This is a genomic window from Microbacterium terricola, assembly GCF_027943945.1.
Lineage (GTDB): Bacteria > Actinomycetota > Actinomycetes > Actinomycetales > Microbacteriaceae > Microbacterium > Microbacterium terricola.
Genome location: NZ_AP027141.1, coordinates 1211475 through 1227752, shown reverse-complemented (window position 1 = coordinate 1227752; position 16278 = coordinate 1211475). Strand labels below are relative to the sequence as shown.

Annotated in this window: 17 protein-coding genes; 6 read left to right on the top strand and 11 right to left on the bottom strand. The window is 69.9% G+C overall.

The features are described 5' to 3' along the window. Positions 1-69: 69 nt before the first annotated feature. From Microterr_RS05725 to Microterr_RS05710, 4 genes are read left to right on the top strand one after another with little or no spacing between them, the layout of a single operon-like run. Positions 70-576 carry a DUF4190 domain-containing protein gene (locus tag Microterr_RS05725; RefSeq protein ID WP_263795643.1) on the top strand — a complete coding sequence of 169 codons (507 nt, stop codon included), beginning with the start codon at positions 70-72 and terminating at the stop codon, positions 574-576. A gap of 41 nt (positions 577-617) precedes the next feature. After that, on the top strand, positions 618-986 hold the full coding sequence (locus Microterr_RS05720; RefSeq protein WP_263795644.1) for a DUF3099 domain-containing protein: 369 nt from the start codon (positions 618-620) through the stop codon (positions 984-986). Further along, entirely contained in the window at positions 983-1186 is a 204-nt protein-coding gene (locus Microterr_RS05715) for a hypothetical protein (protein WP_263795645.1), read from the top strand. Before Microterr_RS05720 ends, Microterr_RS05715 begins: the two co-directional genes overlap by 4 nt. Then, entirely contained in the window at positions 1183-2022 is an 840-nt protein-coding gene (locus Microterr_RS05710; protein WP_263795646.1) for an SURF1 family cytochrome oxidase biogenesis protein, read from the top strand. Before Microterr_RS05715 ends, Microterr_RS05710 begins: the two co-directional genes overlap by 4 nt. Positions 2023-2031: 9 nt before the next feature. Here Microterr_RS05710 and Microterr_RS05705 read toward each other — a convergent pair whose 3' ends face one another. The 10 genes from Microterr_RS05705 to sufB all read right to left on the bottom strand — a co-directional run bounded on the left by Microterr_RS05705 (position 2032) and on the right by sufB (position 13303). Continuing rightward, positions 2032-3630, bottom strand: a complete 1599-nt coding sequence (locus Microterr_RS05705) for an ABC-F family ATP-binding cassette domain-containing protein (protein WP_263795647.1) — start codon at positions 3628-3630, stop codon at positions 2032-2034. Positions 3631-3682: 52 nt separating this feature from the next. Next, positions 3683-5065: an MFS transporter gene (locus tag Microterr_RS05700; RefSeq protein ID WP_263795649.1), complete on the bottom strand. Its 1383-nt coding sequence runs from the start codon at positions 5063-5065 to the stop codon at positions 3683-3685. Beyond that, complete coding sequence (locus Microterr_RS05695) at positions 5062-6225, bottom strand: MalY/PatB family protein (protein ID WP_263795650.1); 1164 nt, start codon at positions 6223-6225, stop codon at positions 5062-5064. The genes Microterr_RS05700 and Microterr_RS05695 overlap by 4 nt, the downstream gene beginning before the upstream one ends. After that, entirely contained in the window at positions 6222-7898 is a 1677-nt protein-coding gene (locus tag Microterr_RS05690) for a hypothetical protein (RefSeq protein ID WP_263795651.1), read from the bottom strand. The genes Microterr_RS05695 and Microterr_RS05690 overlap by 4 nt, the downstream gene beginning before the upstream one ends. After that, the gene (locus Microterr_RS05685; RefSeq protein WP_263795652.1) at positions 7898-9103 is read right to left on the bottom strand and encodes a FecR family protein; all 1206 of its coding nucleotides are present in this window, start codon (positions 9101-9103) and stop codon (positions 7898-7900) included. The genes Microterr_RS05690 and Microterr_RS05685 overlap by 1 nt, the downstream gene beginning before the upstream one ends. Before the next feature lie 105 nt (positions 9104-9208). After that, positions 9209-9538, bottom strand: a complete 330-nt coding sequence (locus Microterr_RS05680; RefSeq protein ID WP_263795653.1) for a metal-sulfur cluster assembly factor — start codon at positions 9536-9538, stop codon at positions 9209-9211. A gap of 9 nt (positions 9539-9547) precedes the next feature. Then, positions 9548-10342, bottom strand: coding sequence for a Fe-S cluster assembly ATPase SufC (gene sufC / locus Microterr_RS05675; RefSeq protein ID WP_263795654.1), 795 nt, complete (start codon positions 10340-10342; stop codon positions 9548-9550). A gap of 13 nt (positions 10343-10355) precedes the next feature. After that, positions 10356-10685 (bottom strand): non-heme iron oxygenase ferredoxin subunit, encoded by a 330-nt coding sequence (locus Microterr_RS05670; protein WP_263795655.1) that lies wholly within the window; start codon positions 10683-10685, stop codon positions 10356-10358. Beyond that, positions 10682-11884 carry a Fe-S cluster assembly protein SufD gene (sufD, locus tag Microterr_RS05665; protein WP_263795656.1) on the bottom strand — a complete coding sequence of 401 codons (1203 nt, stop codon included), beginning with the start codon at positions 11882-11884 and terminating at the stop codon, positions 10682-10684. Before sufD ends, Microterr_RS05670 begins: the two co-directional genes overlap by 4 nt. Then, positions 11885-13303 carry a Fe-S cluster assembly protein SufB gene (gene sufB, locus Microterr_RS05660; protein WP_263798822.1) on the bottom strand — a complete coding sequence of 473 codons (1419 nt, stop codon included), beginning with the start codon at positions 13301-13303 and terminating at the stop codon, positions 11885-11887. Between the two features lie 254 nt (positions 13304-13557). On the opposite strand from sufB, the gene Microterr_RS05655 reads away from it, so the two are divergent. Continuing rightward, entirely contained in the window at positions 13558-14703 is a 1146-nt protein-coding gene (locus tag Microterr_RS05655) for a COX15/CtaA family protein (RefSeq protein ID WP_263795658.1), read from the top strand. 45 nt (positions 14704-14748) lie between these two features. After that, complete coding sequence (locus tag Microterr_RS05650) at positions 14749-15147, top strand: dinucleotide-utilizing enzyme (RefSeq protein ID WP_263795659.1); 399 nt, start codon at positions 14749-14751, stop codon at positions 15145-15147. Positions 15148-15224: 77 nt separating this feature from the next. Here the strand turns inward: Microterr_RS05650 and Microterr_RS05645 are convergent, their stop codons facing one another. Continuing rightward, positions 15225-16151, bottom strand: a complete 927-nt coding sequence (locus Microterr_RS05645) for a heme o synthase (RefSeq protein ID WP_263795660.1) — start codon at positions 16149-16151, stop codon at positions 15225-15227. Between the last annotated feature and the right edge of the window lie 127 nt (positions 16152-16278).

Here is a 16278-nt window from a genome sequence, read left to right as displayed (position 1 = left end):
AGCGGCGCAGGTTTGACACCTCCCGTCACCGCTGGGACGCTGGACGAAGACCTGATGAGAGGCGCGACCGTGAGCGACCAGAATCCCGTAGACCCACCCGCGAACCCGGCGCCCCCGGCCTACGAGCCGCCGGCCGCGCCGCCGTACGGTCAGCCGCAGCCACCAGCGCCGTACGGCCAGCCGCAGGCCCCGTACGGCCAGGCACCGGCACCCGCCTACGGTCAGCCGCAGAACCCGGCCTACGCCCAGCCCGGGTACCCGCAGCCCGGCTATCCTGCCGCGCCGTACGGCGGATATCCCACCCAGCCGCGCACGAACACGCTCGCGATCATCTCGCTCATCGCCTCGCTCGCCGGCGTCTTCCTCCTCCCGATCGTCGGCCAGATCGTCGGGATCATCACCGGCCACATGTCTCTCGCGCAGATCGGGTCGACTGGTGAGGGCGGTCGCGGCCTCGGTCTGGCCGGCACGATCATCGGCTGGGTCACGCTCGGGCTCTGGATCCTCGGGATCCTGCTGTTCTTCGCGATCATCATCCCTCTGGCCGTGACGAGCGGCGACTACTCGCAGGCCTGACGCGATCCAGGGCGTGCGCGGCGGCGTACCCTGGAAGCACCGTGAAGCACACCCCCTCTCCGCAGTCCGCCACGTCGCTGCCGCGTGCGCCCCGTGACGACGCGGGGGCGCGCTCCCGGCGGTATCTGGTCATGATGGGCATCCGGGTGGCCTGCTTCGTCGCGATGGTGCTGATCACCCCGTACGGCTGGTACACGTGGGTGCTGGGCGCGGCCGCGATCTTCCTCCCCTACATCGCCGTGGTGCTCGCGAACGTCGGATCCGACGTCGGCGGCGAGGCGGAGAGCCCCGAGCTGGCGCTGCCGGCCGCACCGAGCGCACCGCCTCCGCAGCCCGAGTCCCCCGCGACGGACACGCACGTCATCCGCATCGAGGAATCGCACTCCCCCGACCCGGACGCCAAGGCATGACCGCGGAGTGCTCACGCGCGGGATGCCGGGATGCGGCGCGCTGGCGCATCGACTGGCGCAATCCCCGCATCCACGCAGCAGACAGAGAGAAGACCTGGGTGGCCTGTGACGCGCACCGCGACTACCTGCGCGAGTTCCTCGCCGCGCGAGAGTTCCCCGTGCGGGTGACCGCGCTCGAGTCCGCGGGAGATCGCTCGTGAGCAGGCAGAGCGCGCCGGCGGCCGTCCGCTGGACGGCGTACGTCGCCGTCGCGATCGTGTTCGCGATCGCCTGCGCGTTCCTGTCCAACTGGCAGTTCACCCGCAACGCGACCCGTGCCGAGCAGCTCGCGCTGGTCGAGGCGAACTACGACGCCGCTCCGGTCCCCCTCGCCGAGGTCATCCCCGCGGGCGGAAGCCTCGAGCCGACCGACCAGTGGCAGCCGGTGACGCTGACCGGCACCTACCTGAGCGAGCAGCAGCTGCTGGTGCGCAACCGCGCGCACGGCGGAACCGCCGCGTTCGAGGTCCTGGTGCCGCTGCGCCTGACCGACGGTCGTGTCATCGTGATCGACCGCGGCTGGCTGCCGCCGGGCAACGAGCAGCCCGAGCCCGACGAGATCCCCGCCGCGCCCGCCGGCGAGGTGACGGTGATCGCGCGGCTGATGCCGGGCGAGGCGCTCCCCGCATCCGGACGCTCGGCGCCCGAGGGGCAGGTGCCGACCATCAACCTCGCGCTGATCGCCGACACTCTTCCGGCGGCCGACGCCGCGCTGCTGGAGGAGAGCGCCTACGGGCTGATGGCCTCGGAGGATCCGGCGCCGGCCACGCGGCCCAACCCCGTCGAGGATCCCTCCGTGGACCCCGGCCCGCACCTGTCGTACGCGATCCAGTGGATCCTGTTCGCCATCATGGGGTTCATCTTCATCGGGTATGTGATCCGCACCGAGCGCCGTCACCGGCGGGAGGATGCCGAGGAGCGCACACGGACCACGGTGCGGCGCAAGGACCGCGACGCCGATGAAGAGGACGCCCTGCTCGACGCAGCCGGCCGCTGATCCCGCTCGCTATGCGAGCGTGATCAGGTCCTGGTACTCGCGGTTCCAGATGTCCTCGACGCCATCGGGCAGGATGAGCACGCGCTCGGGATTGAGCGCCATGACGGCGCCCTCGTCGTGCGAGACCAGGACGACCGCTCCCTCGTAGTGCGCGAGCGCGCCGAGGATCTCCTCACGCGAGGCCGGGTCGAGGTTGTTCGTCGGCTCGTCCAGCAGCAGCATGTTCGCCGACGAGACGACCAGTGTCGCGAGCGACAGGCGGGTCTTCTCGCCACCCGAGAGCACCCCTGCGGGCTTGAGCACGTCGTCGCCGGTGAACAGGAACGAGCCGAGCACCTTGCGCGCCTCGGTCGCGTTGAGGTCGGGAGCTGCCGAGAGCATGTTCTCGAGCACCGAGCGGTTCACGTCGAGGTTCTCGTGCTCCTGCGCGTAGTAGCCGACCTTCAGTCCGTGCCCCGGTTCGAGCTGGCCGGTGTCCGGCTTGTCGACACCCGCGAGGATGCGCAGGAGGGTCGTCTTCCCGGCGCCGTTGAATCCGAGGATCACGACCTTGGAGCCACGATCGATCGCGAGGTCGACATCGGTGAAGATCTCGAGCGAGCCGTACGACTTCGACAGTCCCGTCGCCATCAGCGGGGTCTTGCCGCACGGTGACGGCTTCGGGAAGCGGAGCTTCGCGACGCGCTCGTCCTGACGCACGTCGTCGAGTCCCGAGAGCATCTTCTCGGCGCGGGCGACCATCTGATGGGCGGCAGCCGCCTTCGACGCCTTGGCACCGAATCGGGCGGCCTGCATCTGCAGCTGCGTCGCCTTCTTCTCGACGTTGACGCGCTCCTTCTTGCGGCGCTCCTCGTCGGCCACCCGCTGGCGCAGGTAGTTCTTCCAGTTCATGTTGTAGACGTCGATGACCTGACGGTTCGCGTCGAGGTAGAACACGCGGTTGACGGTCTCGCCCACCAGCTCGACATCGTGGCTGATCACGATCAGCCCGCCCTTGTAGTTCTTGAGGAACTCTCGCAGCCACACGACGCTGTCGGCGTCGAGGTGGTTGGTGGGCTCGTCGAGGATCATCGAATCCGCGTCGGAGAACAGGATGCGGGCGAGCTCGATGCGTCGGCGCTGACCACCGGAGAGCGTGCTGAGCGGCTGGTCGAGCAGCCGGTCGGGCAGCGAGAGATTGTGCGAGATCGTCGCCGCTTCGGCCTCGGCGGTGTAGCCCCCCAGCGCCTCGAACCGCTCGGTCAGGTGCGCGTAGCGCTTCATGGCCTTCGTGGCGATCTTCTCGTCGTCGTCGCCCATCGCGAGCGCCGCTTCCTGCATCTCGATCGCGAGCGTCCCGAGTCCGCGGGCGTCGAGGATACGGGTGCGCGCCAGCATCGACGGGTCGCCCGAGCGGGGGTCCTGCGGGAGATAGCCGAGCTCACCCGAGGTGTCGACCCGACCGTCCGCCGGCTGGAGGTCGCCCGCGAGCACCTTCGTCAGCGTCGTCTTGCCGGCACCGTTGCGGCCGACGAGGCCGACCTTGTCGCCCGGGGAGACGCGGAACGACACATCCGACATCAGGACGCGGGCGCCCACGCGGATTTCAAGGTCGTGCACGGCGAGCACAGCGGACGTCCATTCGGTGGAGGTGGTGGAGAGACGGCCGAGCGGCCAGCCCTCAAGTATAGGCCGCGCTCCTGGGCGTCGCCTTTTCGTGACCGTGGCCGAGACGAAGCCCCGGTACGAGGGCGAGCAGGGCGAGCACCAGAGCCACGGCGAACACCGCGGGGAAGGCGAGCCCGCTGCCGTGCAGCGCCGTGAATACGAGCCCCATCAGGGCGATGGTCGCCGCCGCCCCGATGGCATCGAAGATCGACAGCGCCGCCGAGTTGAAGCCCTGGTTCTGCGGGGTCGAATACGCCAGCGTCAGCACCGTCAGCCGCGGGTACATCAGCCCCATGCCCGCGCCGGCCAGCGCCCATCCGGCGATGGCGACGGCCGGGGGCAGCTGCCACCACGCGGTCGCGCCGACGGACACGGTCGCGAGGGCGAGGAGGGTGACTCCGGTGACGCTGATCCGGGCGTTGCCGATGCGGTCGCCGAAGCGCCCCTGCACGTCGGCGGCGGCGGCCCACGCCAGTGCGGCAGCGGTGAGACCGAGGCCCGCCCAGGTGGGTGAGAAGCCGTAGTCGTCGATGAGCAGATAGGGCACGTAGATCTCGGCGCCGAACAGCGCGCCCGCGATGAGCCCGCGCATGAGGACCACGCTCGGCAGACCGCGCCGGGCCACGAGCGTCCCCCGCGGAAGGAGCGGTCGTGCGGCGAGGACGATCGCCAGACCGGATGCTGCCACCACCGCCCATGCCGCTCCGCCCGCCTCGCCCGCGAGGCTGAGTCCCAATGCCCCTGCCGCGACGGCGACGGCGCAGGCCATGCGCGCCCCGATTCTCCCCGTCGAGGGCTCGTCGGTGTGCAGCGGCGTGTGGTGGAGGCGCAGCGCCACCATCGCGAAGGCGACGACCGTGAGGGCCGCGACGCCGAGGAACACCCATCGCCAGTGCAGCAGCTCGGTGACCGCCCCGGCGAGGAACGGTCCGATGAGCGAGGGGACCACCCAGGCCGCCGAGAACGCGGCGAAGACGCGTCCGTGCAGCGCGGGCGGATACACCCGCGCCACGACGACGTACAGTGCGACGGTCTGCCCTCCCGTGCCGAGCCCCTGGATGAGACGCCCCGCCACGAGGGCGGGCATCGTCGGAGCGAGGCCCGCCAGGACCAGGCCGAGGGTGAAGAGCGCGACCGACGCGTAGAGCGGCGCCCGCGGCCCCGACCGGTCGCACCAGGCGCCGACGGCCACCATCCCGATCACGCTGGTGGCGAGGGTCCCGGAGAAGGCCACCGCGTAGAGCGCGGCCCCGTCGAGGTCGTCGCTGACGACGGGCATCACGGTGGTCACCGCGAGTGCCTGCATGGCCGCGAGGAAGATCAGCGCGACCGCACCGGCCGTCACCCAGACGTGCCGCGGCGACCAGATCCCCTCCAGGGTCGCTGTCTCGCTCACGAGGAGGCTGCGAGGGCGCCGATGCGCGCGACGGCTTCGCGCAGCACCTCCGGCGCGCACGCGAAGTTGATGCGCACGTGGCCCTTGCCCTCTTCGCCGAACAGGGGTCCGAGATGCAGCGCCACCTTCGCCTCGCGCAGGATGCGCCCGGCCGGATTGTCGCCCCAGCCGAGCGCGGTGAGATCGACCCAGGCGAGATAGCCCGCGTCGGGGATCCGGTACCGCGCCTGCGGCAGGTGCTCGGCGAGCAGCTCGGCCAGCAGGCGACGGTTCTCGTCGAGCGCGGCGAGAAGGCTGTCGAGCCAGGGGTCGCTCCCCTCGTCGAAGGCTGCGGCGTTCGCGAGCGCGCCGAACAGGCCGGTGCGCCACTCGACCTCGTCGGGGAGTCCGCGCACGATCGCCGTGTGCTCGTCGGAGGCGGTCACCATGACGGCGCACTTCAGGCCGGCCAGGTTGAAGGCCTTGCTGGCGCTCGCGACGGTGAAGCCGACGCGCGGCGCGACCGGAGACGCGGCCAGGAACGGAGTGAAGGCGACACCGGGGTGCACCAGCGGAGCGTGGATCTCGTCGCTGATGACGACAGCCCCGAAGCCGGCGGCGATGTCAGCAAGATCCGCGAGCGCCTGCGCCGAGTGCACCGTGCCGGTCGGGTTGTGCGGGTTGCACAGCAGCACCGCGCGGGATCCGCCGGCCAGTGCGGCCTCGATGCCGAGCAGATCGAGCTCCCAACCGTCTCCGGTGTAGACGAGCGGCACCCGCTCGTCGACGGCGCCGACTTCTTCGATGCACGAGTAGAACGGCGGATAGACCGGCGGAGTGACCACCACCCGGTCGCCGGGCACGGTGACGGCGCGGAGGATCTCGACGACGCCCATCATCACATCGCACGTCGTGCGCACCCTGGCGGGGTCGACCTGCCAGCCGAAGCGGCGCTGCGCGAACCCGGCGTAGGCGCCGGCGATGCCCGGGTCCGGCGGGGTGTAGCCCGTGTCGCCGAGCGCGACGGCCTCGGCGAGCCGAGCCGTGATGGCAGGTGCGAGCGGAAAGTCGGTCTCGGCCACGAACAGCGGCAGCACATCATCGCCGTACTTGCGCCATTTCGTGCTGGAACGCCGCCGCAGCTCGTCGAGCGGAAGTGCCTGGAGAGGGGATGCGGTCACCCTTCGACTCTATCGACGGCCACGGACGCGACCGCGTCGGGGTCGGACTGTGACACCTCCGCATCCGTCGCGTCCACGCGCTCGGGCGCGTCTCCCCCGTCGGTTCGTTCCCCCTCGTCGGCGGTCCGATCCCATGGGCGCGCGATCAGGAGCCACAGCAGCAGCGCTCCGACGAGGTAGACCACGTAGAGGCCGATCCAGGCGGAGAGGTTCAGCGACACCTCGGCCCACGAGAACGGCATCGGCATCAGCACGACGAAGAACGCGAAGAGGCCGAGGAGGTAGCACGCACCCCACACCCAGCGGTTCCACGCGAACACCGCTGCACCCGGCAGCCCGCGCACGGGGAACAGGGCGATCGGCAGCGCCGCCATTCCACCGATCGCCGCGGCGGACAGCAGCTCCACGGTGAACGTGCCCCAGAAGGACTCACCCGACGCCGCGCCGCCGCCCAGCATCCCGTACAGGACCCAGGCGACCAGGGCCACGACGAACGCGTAGCCCAAGCTCGTCAGGGCGACGCGGGCCTCCTGGGCCCTGCCGGCCAGCGCGCCGAACGCGACACCCGCCACGAGGCCGAAGACGATCCCCGGCTCGAACCCGGTGATCCGCGTGAAGACCACAGCGAGGACGACGATCAGCAGGGTCAGCGGCTGGAAGTCGAAGGTGTGCGTCGCGCCGGGGACCGCGCGGCGCATCACCATGACCACGACCACCCAGCCCATCACGACGTCGAGCGCGAACGACGCCAGGATCGAGAGGATCACGCGCGCGCTGCCCGGATTCAGCCCGAACTGCGGATCGACGAAGGCGGAGATGATCCCCGCGGCCAGCACGCCCGCGCCTGCCCACCACCAGGAGTGCAGCCAGGCTCGCGGTCGGGGAAGCCCGGTGTCCTCCTCGACCGGGCCGGACGTGCGCGCCCTCCGGCCCGCCCACCATCCGGCGAGGCGGCCCGAGCCCTGCTCTGCGGCCGAGTTGAGCAGCGCCGTCGGGAACGCGACCAGCAGCACCAGGACGATCGCGAGCAGCGCGGCGAGGCCGAGCTGCACGGGTGCCGTGCCGGCTGTCGCGGGGGTGGCGAGTCCGCTCAGCACGCTCGGCGCGGCTGGATCCCCCGACCAGAGACGGGATGCGGTGACCGCACCGTCGAGGCACCCCTGCTCGTCGAAGACGCACGCGTCCGCGGCGACGAGGGCTCCGGTCCACGTGATGTCCCTGCCGTGTCCGTAGGCATCGGTGCCGTCGGGGCACTCCTCCCAGTCGAGCGGCGATTGCGTCAGGTGCGCTTCGAAACCCGTGTCGGACGCCGACACCACGATCTCGCGCTCGCCGCGCCCCTGGGTGCACGCACTCCCCGCGCCGTCGGAGCTCGTCTCGCCGGACAGAGCACCGGACGCGAGCGCGGTGCCGGCCAGCACGCCCGGTCCTGGCGCCGCGACGACCGCGCAGACGGTGCCGACGCACGCGATCCGCACCTCGCCGCTCGTGCTGCGCGGCTCGCCATCGCCATCCGGCCCGACGCTGATGTCGGTCACCTCGACGGCATAGACGGCCGTTCCGGGCGCGGCGACGTCGGTGTCGTCCGCGTCATCGGCCGCGTGGGCGGCGGGCGCAGCGCCGCAGATCGCGGCGGCCACCACGAGGGCGACCGCCCATCGCGCGGCGCGCATCATCCCTCCCTCTTCGTGAGGACGAGATCGGACGACGAGCTCCAGGTTCTCTCGAACTGCTCGCAGCCGGGGATGGCGGTCGGCTCCACGACGGTGTACCTCGCGTGGGTGTCCCCCGTGAGCTCCGTCACCACGAAGACGCCGTTACGCACCTCCGCCTTCGATGGCGTCACCTGCCATCTGATCACATTGGATGCCCGGCCCGTCTCGTGGGTCCCGGTCGCATCGTCGTATTGACAGATCGGCAGCTCGCTGTCCGTTCCCCAGGTGTAATCCTCGGCGCCAGCGACGAGTGGAGCCGTGGCATCCGAGATCTGATCCGTGAATGCGTCGACGGTCTGGGTGTCCACGCTCGCCGAGCACGGCTCGACGGCGCAGTCCTGATGGAACGAGTAGACCAGCTCGCGTGTGTCACCCGGAGCATGTCGGATAATGCCCGAACATCCCGGTCCGCTGCAGTCGGAGGTCTTGTAGGTCCGCAGCACATCGAACGTGCCGTCGAGAACGGCTCGCGACGGATCGGCATCCGCGAACAGGTCGACGACCGGCACGAAGTCGGCGTCCTCATCGAGTTCCGCGTTCTCCTGCGCCCAGGGGTCGGTCATCAGCTCGCCCCACGATGCCGGTGCACCCGAGTCGACGACCGTGTCCACCTTCCCGCGACGGAAGGTGGTCTCCGATCCGATGTCGGCTGTGCCGCCGGTCCCGAGGATCCGGCACGGGCTCTGCGTGCAGTCCACCAGGAAGAGGGGCCCGCGTCCCTCCGCGCGATCGGCCCCCACGATGTCGAGGGCGTAGGGCACGCCCGCCGCGGGATCGGCGGCCGCGGTGGACGTCGCGGCCGCGTCGTCCGACGCAGCAAGGCGGTTCCAGCTCATGCCCCCGTCTTGCGTTCCGCGCGTGCCGAGGCGCGCGTCCGGCTGGCCGACCGTGAACACCGTGGCGGGACCGAGCCTGGTCACGGCGCCGTCCGACCAGGTCAGCTCGACGACGGCGTCGTCGCCGTCCACGCGGATGACATCGCCTTCGACCACGACGTCGCCGTCGTCGAGGGTGCGTGTCGCGTCGGCGGTGTCGAGGGAGGCCTCGCCCGAGTGGACGAGGACGGTGGCGCTGACGCCCGGCTCCTCAGCAGGCGGCGACGAGCAGCCGCTCATCGTGAGCGCCGCAACGGCGCACAGCAGGACGATGGCGCGTGCGCGCATGGCCCACTCCCCCCCAGAAGCGCGATCGCGTCAGCGCGATCGTTGGCCGCATACTAGGGGCGGCTCAGAGGCGGCACAAGACCGTCTGCGAGGAGTCGGATCCGCTCAGATGGCGAAGCCGAGCGCGCGCATCATGTCGCGCCCGTCGTCGGTGATGCGCTCGGGTCCCCACGGCGGCATCCAGACCCAGTTGATCCGGAACCGCTCCACGACCTCGTCGAGCGCCTGCGCGGTTTGCTCCTCGAGCACGTCGGTGAGCGGGCAGCCCGCGGAGGTCAGGGTCATGTGGATGACCAGAGCGTCGTTCTCGTCGTCCCACGCCAGATCGTAGATGAGGCCGAGGTCGACGACGTTGATCCCGAGCTCGGGATCCATGACGTCCTTGAGAGCCTCGGTGACCTCGTCGTACTTCTCGGATGTGAGGGTCGCGGTCATGCTGCGATCCTACGCTCCGCTGCCGTCGGCGGCAGCGGCGATCTCGTCGGCGAACGGCTCGAGGAAGCGGTCGTAGCCCTCGTTCTCGAGGCGTTCGGCGAGCTCCGGCCCGCCCTCCTCGGCGATGCGACCGGCGACCATCACGTGCACGAAGTCCGGCTTGATGTACTTCAGGATGCGGGTGTAGTGCGTGATCAGCAGGACGCCGAGGTCGGTCTCGCCCTTGGCGCGGTTCACGCCCTCGGAGACGATCTTCAGCGCGTCGACGTCGAGGCCCGAGTCGGTCTCGTCGAGCACCGCGATCGCCGGCTTCAGCAGCTCGAGTTGAAGGATCTCATGGCGCTTCTTCTCGCCGCCGGAGAAGCCCTCGTTGACGTTGCGGGCAGCGAACTTCGGGTCCATGCGCAGGTTCTTCATCGCGCTCTTGACGTCCTTGGTCCACGTGCGAATCGCGGGGGCCTCGCCGTCGATCGCGGTCTTCGCGGTGCGCAGGAAGTTCGTGACGGTCACGCCGGGGATCTCGACCGGGTACTGCATCGCGAGGAACAGGCCGGCGCGTGCGCGCTCGTCCACGGTCATCTCGAGCACGTTCTCGCCGTCGAGCGAGATCGAGCCGCTCGTGACCGTGTACTTGGGGTGGCCGGCGATCGTGTACGCGAGCGTCGACTTGCCCGAGCCGTTGGGGCCCATGATCGCGTGGGTCTCACCGGTGCGGATGGTCAGGTCGACGCCGTTGAGGATCGGCGTGGTCCCGTCTTCGGTCTCGACCGTCACGTGCAGGTCGCGGATCTCCAGAACAGACATGTGTCTTCCTTCTTCAGTTCACTTCTTTGCGCACGGCCGGGTCGATGAGGACGTCGTCCCCGTCGATCGTGACCGCGTACACGGGCACCGGCTCGTAGGCCGGAAGGTTGAGGGGGCGGCCGGTGCTCAGCGAGAACGCCGAGCCGTGGGCCCAGCACTCGAGCGTGTCGCCCTCGACGAAGCCCTCGGACAGAGAGATGTCGCCGTGCGTGCAGGTGTCGCCGATCGCGTGCACCTCGCCGTTGCCGTCGAGGACCACGGCCATGGGCACGCCGTCTACCTCGACGCGCCGCGCGGTGTCCTGCTCCAGCTCGCTCAGCGCGCAGACACGGGTCGCGCTCACTCGGCGACCTCCGGCGCGACGGCCGCGAGCTCGGCCTCGATCGCCTCGGCGAGCTCGGCCTCCAGCGACGGGATGCCCAGCTTCTGGACGATCTCGGCCAGGAAGCCGATCACGACGAGGCGGCGCGCCTCGTCTTCGCTGATGCCACGGGCCTGGAGGTAGAACAGCTGCTCGTCGTCGAAGCGACCCGTGGCGCTGGCGTGGCCCGCGCCCTGGATGTCGCCGGTCTCGATCTCGAGGTTCGGCACCGAGTCGGCGCGGGCGCCGTCGGTGAGCACGAGGTTGCGGTTGGCCTCGTACGAGTCGGTGCCCACGGCATCCGGTCCGATGAGCACGTCACCGATCCAGACGCTGCGCGCGCCGACACCCTGGAGCGCGCCCTTGTAGAGGACGTCGCCCTTCGTGTGAGGGCCCTTGTGGAAGAGGAACACCTGGCTCTCCAGGTGCTGGCCGGCGTCCGAGTACGACAGGCCGTACAGCTTCGCCTCGGAACCGGCTCCGGCGAGCTCGACCGACGGGTTCACCCGCACGACGCCGCCGCCGAAGCTGATGACGGTGTGGATGAGGGTCGCGTCGCGGTCGACGCGGGCCTGGTGGGACGCGGTGTGGAGCGCGTCGTCCTCCCACCGCTGCACGGTGATGAGGTTGAGTCGGGCGCCGTCGCGGACGATGATCTCGACGTTCTGGGCGTACTGCGCCGAGCCGGTGTGGTGCAGCAGCACGGTGGCCGAGGAGTTCGGGAGGGCTTCGACGACCACGTGCGCGGTGGCGCGCAGCGACGCGTCGGTGCCGACGACATCGATCCGCACGAGGCCCTCGTGCTCGAGGTCGGCGGGGATGCGCACGTGCAGGGCGTCGGCGCTGCGCTTCCACGCGATGGCGGCTGACAGATCCTCCGGGCGGAACACCTCGCCGCGGACCGCGGCGTCGTGACCCTGCGACGGGACCACGAAGCCCTCGGGGGCATCGATGCGGTACTCGACCGCGTCGGCGGCGTCCTCGTCGGCGAACAGCGGGGCGAGCCGGTCCACCGGCGTGTACCGCCAGTTGACCTCCCGGTTGCTCGGCGCGGAGAAGTCGCCGGGTTCGAACGAGGTGGGGCGCTCGGACCGGGTCTGCACCGGAGTGAAGGCGCCGGCCCCGTCGGAGTGCGCTCGGGAACCCGGCACCACCTGGGGTGCCTCAGTCGTGGTCGTCATCTAGCCGACCGATCCTTCCATGCCCATCTCGATGAGCTTGTTCAGCTCGAGGGCGTATTCCATGGGCAGTTCACGGGCGATCGGCTCGATGAAGCCGCGGACGATCATCGCCATCGCCTCGTCCTCGGGCATGCCGCGCGACTGCAGGTAGAACAGCTGCTCCTCGCTCACCTTCGAGACGGTCGCCTCGTGGCCGAGCTGCACGTCGTCGACGCGGATGTCGATCGCCGGGTAGGTGTCGCTGCGGGAGATCGTGTCGACCAGGAGCGCGTCGCAGCGGACCGTGTTGGCCGAGTGGTGGGCGTTGGCGTCGACACGCACCTCGCCGCGGTAGCCGGCGCGCCCGCCGCCGCGGGCGATCGACTTCGACACGATCGAGGACTGCGTGTACGGCGCCATGTGGATCATCTTCGCGCCGGCGTCCTGGTGCTGGCCGGGGCCCGCGAAGGCGACAGAGAGCGTCTCGCCCTTGGCGCGCTCACCGACGAGGAAGATCGACGGGTACTTCATCGTGACCTTGGAGCCGATGTTGCCGTCGACCCATTCCATGGTCGCGCCCTCGTGCGCGATGGCGCGCTTGGTGACGAGGTTGTAGACGTTGTTCGACCAGTTCTGGATCGTCGTGTAGCGCACGCGGGCGTTCTTCTTCACGATGATCTCGACGACGGCCGAGTGCAGCGAGTCGCTCTTGTAGATCGGCGCGGTGCAGCCCTCGATGTAGTGCACGTACGAGTCCTCGTCCGCGATGATCAGGGTCCGCTCGAACTGGCCCATGTTCTCGGTGTTGATGCGGAAGTAGGCCTGCAGCGGGATCTCGACGTGCACGCCCTTGGGGACGTAGACGAACGAGCCGCCCGACCACACGGCCGTGTTCAGCGCGGCGAACTTGTTGTCGCCGGACGGGATCACGGTGCCGAAGTACTCCTCGAAGAACTCCGGGTGCTCCTTGAGCGCCGTGTCGGTGTCCATGAAGATGACGCCCTGGTCCTCCAGCTCCTTCTGGATCTGGTGGTAGACGACCTCGGACTCGTACTGCGCGGCCACACCGGCGACCAGGCGCGCGCGCTCAGCCTCGGGGATGCCGAGCTTCTCGTACGTGTTCTTGATGTCGTCGGGGAGGTCCTCCCACGACTGCGCCTGCTTCTCGGTGGAGCGGACGAAGTACTTGATGTTGTCGAAGTCGATGCCGCTGAGGTCGGCGCCCCAGGTCGGCATGGGCTTGCGCTCGAACAGCGCCAGGCCCTTGAGCCGGTTCTTCAGCATCCATTCCGGCTCGCTCTTGAGCGCCGAGATGTCGCGCACGACGGCCTCGCTCAGGCCTCGGCGCGCACTGGCACCCGCGGCGTCGGCGTCGTGCCAGCCGAACTCGTATTGACCCAGGCTCTCGAGCTCTGGTCGGTCGATCAGCACATCGGACATCGTCACGTTCTCCTCCGGGCCCGACGGTGTGATCCGTCCCAGCACCCGAACCCACCGGTGGAGATACCGGAGGGGGGATGCCGCTTCTCGGGCCCTCTCAATCGGCGCCGTTCGTCGCGCCTAAACTGTCAGTGGTGTGCGCCGCATTCGAGCGCGCACAGCCGACCCCTCGATTCTACAGGTTCCACCCCGGCAGGGCGCGCAGAGTGTCGCCCGACCGTCCGACGGAACCGCCCCTGGAGGCGATCGCCCGAATGTCCGCGAGTTCCGTGCCGCCTGCTCCTGCGCCCCCGGCCCTGATCGGCCGGCCGCTGCGCGTGCTCGCCTGGCTGTCGTTCCTCGCCGAGGTCGTGATCATCGGAACCGGCGGCGCCGTGCGCCTCACGTGGTCGGGGCTGGGATGCTCGGAGTGGCCGCTGTGCACACCCGAGTCGCTCGTCCCTCTCCCCGAGCAGGGCATCCACGGGCTCATCGAGTTCGGCAACCGCACGATGACCGGTCTCGTGGGCCTCCTGGCGCTCGCCGTGCTGCTCTTGACCCTCCGGGCGATCGGCACCGGTCTCGTCACGCGGGCCCTGTGGTTCGCCGGCGGCGGAATCGCGCTCGGCGTGGCGGCGTACTTCGCAGCTGCCCCCTTCGGGCTTCCGGCGTTCGGCTTCTTCTCCGGGGCGCTCCTCCTTGCCGTCGTGGTCGCCGGCGTCGACTCCCTCCGCCGCGTGACGCGGCGTCGCGATCTCGCCGCCCTGGCATGGATCGTGCTCGGCGGGGTCATGGCGCAGGCCGTCGTGGGCGGCATCGCCGTGGTCTCGGACCTGAACGCCTTCGTGGTGGGGTTCCACTACACCGCCTCCCTGCTCCTGGTCTGCGTCACCGCCGCCTACCTCGTGCGGATGAACGCGGGCGAGGGTCAGCGCGTGCGCGCGGTGCCGACGTGGTTCGCGGTCCTCACGCATGTCACAGGCGTGGCGCTTGCGACCACGATCCTCTTCGGCGTGCTCACCACCGGGTCCGGCCCGCACTCGGGCGACGAGAACATCATCCGGACCGGCTTCGATGCGACGGTCCTCGCTCACGTCCACTCGTGGCCCGGATACATCCTGGCGGCGCTCGTGACCGTCCTCGCGATCTCGGCGTGGGTGCTGAAGCTCCCTGTGCGGGCGTGGACGCTCGTGCTGGTCGTCGCGATCCTGGTGCAGATCGGCGTCGGCATCTGGCAGGCCCGAGAGGGTCTCCCCGAGATCCTCGTCGGCATCCACATGATGCTCGCCTCGCTCTCGGCCGCCGCCTACACGGTCCTCGCACTCAATCTGAAACAGCCCGCGGCCACGATGACGGACACAGCCGCACAGCAGATCCATAGGGTTCGCATCGGTCGCGCACGAACAGCCTTGCAAGGGTGAGGGATGCCGCGGCCGACCGTGCCGCGCCCGAGGAGTGATTCACGAATGTCCCACCGCCCGAGCCTTGCCCGCAGCACCCCGTTCTGGGGGCTCATCGTCGCCTCCGCCGCCAGCGCCGCCGCAGGCGCACTGATGCTCGTCGACAAGATCGGCGTGATGTCGGCAGCGCTCACCGCCGGCACGGCGACGGGTATCGAGGTCTACGTCGGCCAGTCGGTGGCCGTCGTCGGCGCGGTGCTCGTGGGCGCCGGCGTCGTCGGCATCCTGCTGGCGCTGGCCATCGCCGCGCTGTCGACCCTGCGTCCTGCCCTCCCGGTGGAGGTCGTCGAGTCCCCCGAGGACGCGGTGGACGAGCCCGCCGTCGCCGAGGACCGCGACGAGCGGACCCTCGACGACATCGAGGTCGTCGAGGCGGACGAGAAGGACCTCACCGCCGCACGCTGATCAGTGCGGAATGCCGAAGGGCCCGGGGTCTCGACCTCGGGCCCTTCGGCATTGCCGCGCCGCGGCGTTGTCGTGGATCAGAAGGGCAGCAGCGGGTCGACCGCGATGGCCACGAAGATCAGCGTCAGGTACGTGATGGAGGCGTGGAACACGCGCATCGGCCGCGGCTCCGTGCCGCGCACCGCGCGGTTGTAGAGCCGGTGCGACTCGTAGATGAACCATCCGCCGAACACGAGCGCCGAGACCGTGTACACGAGCCCCATCTGCGCGACCGGGATCAGCAGCAGCGAGCATGCGACGGTCGCCCACGCGTACAGGATGACCTGCAGACCGACCTGCGAGCCGTTGCGGGTCGCTCCGAGCATCGGCACGTCGACGTTGTCGTACTGGTCCTTGTACTTCATCGACAGCGGCCAGTAGTGCGGCGGCGTCCAGAGGAACACGAGCACGAAGAGGATCACGGGTGGCCAGGCGAGCGAGCCGGTCACGGCGGTCCAGCCGATCACGACGGGGAAGCAGCCGGCGATGCCGCCCCACACGATGTTCTGCTCGGTGCGGCGCTTGAGGATCATCGTGTAGATGACGACGTAGAAGAAGATGGCTGCGGCCGAGAGCGTGGCGGCGAGCCAGTTCGTCGTGACCAGCAGCCAGACGGTGGAGACCACGGCCAGCGTCCAGGCGAAGATCAGCGCGCCGCGCGGAGACACCTCGCCGGTGACCAGCGGCCGGTTGACCGTACGCTGCATGTGGGCGTCGATGTCGCGGTCGAGGTACATGTTGAACGCCGCGGCGGAGCCGGCGCTCATCGACCCGCCGATGACGGTGGCCAGCACCAGCCAGATCGACGGCATGCCGTTCTGCGCGAGGATCATCACCGGCACCGTGGTGACCAGCAGCAGCTCGAGCACCCGAGGCTTCGTGAGGGTGATGTAGGCACGGATCGTGCGTCCGAGCGAGTGCGGAACGGTCGCCGCAGTCGTGTGCGACGTCGTCGAGATGTCCATCGTCCCCCGCATCGAGCGCTGTTCGGATCCTGGATCATTCTAGGGCATCGCCCACGCGGACCGCGGCGGCGGCGTACCCCTCGCCGCCGCGTAGGACTGCGTCATGGAACGGGCTGCATGGCCGGGG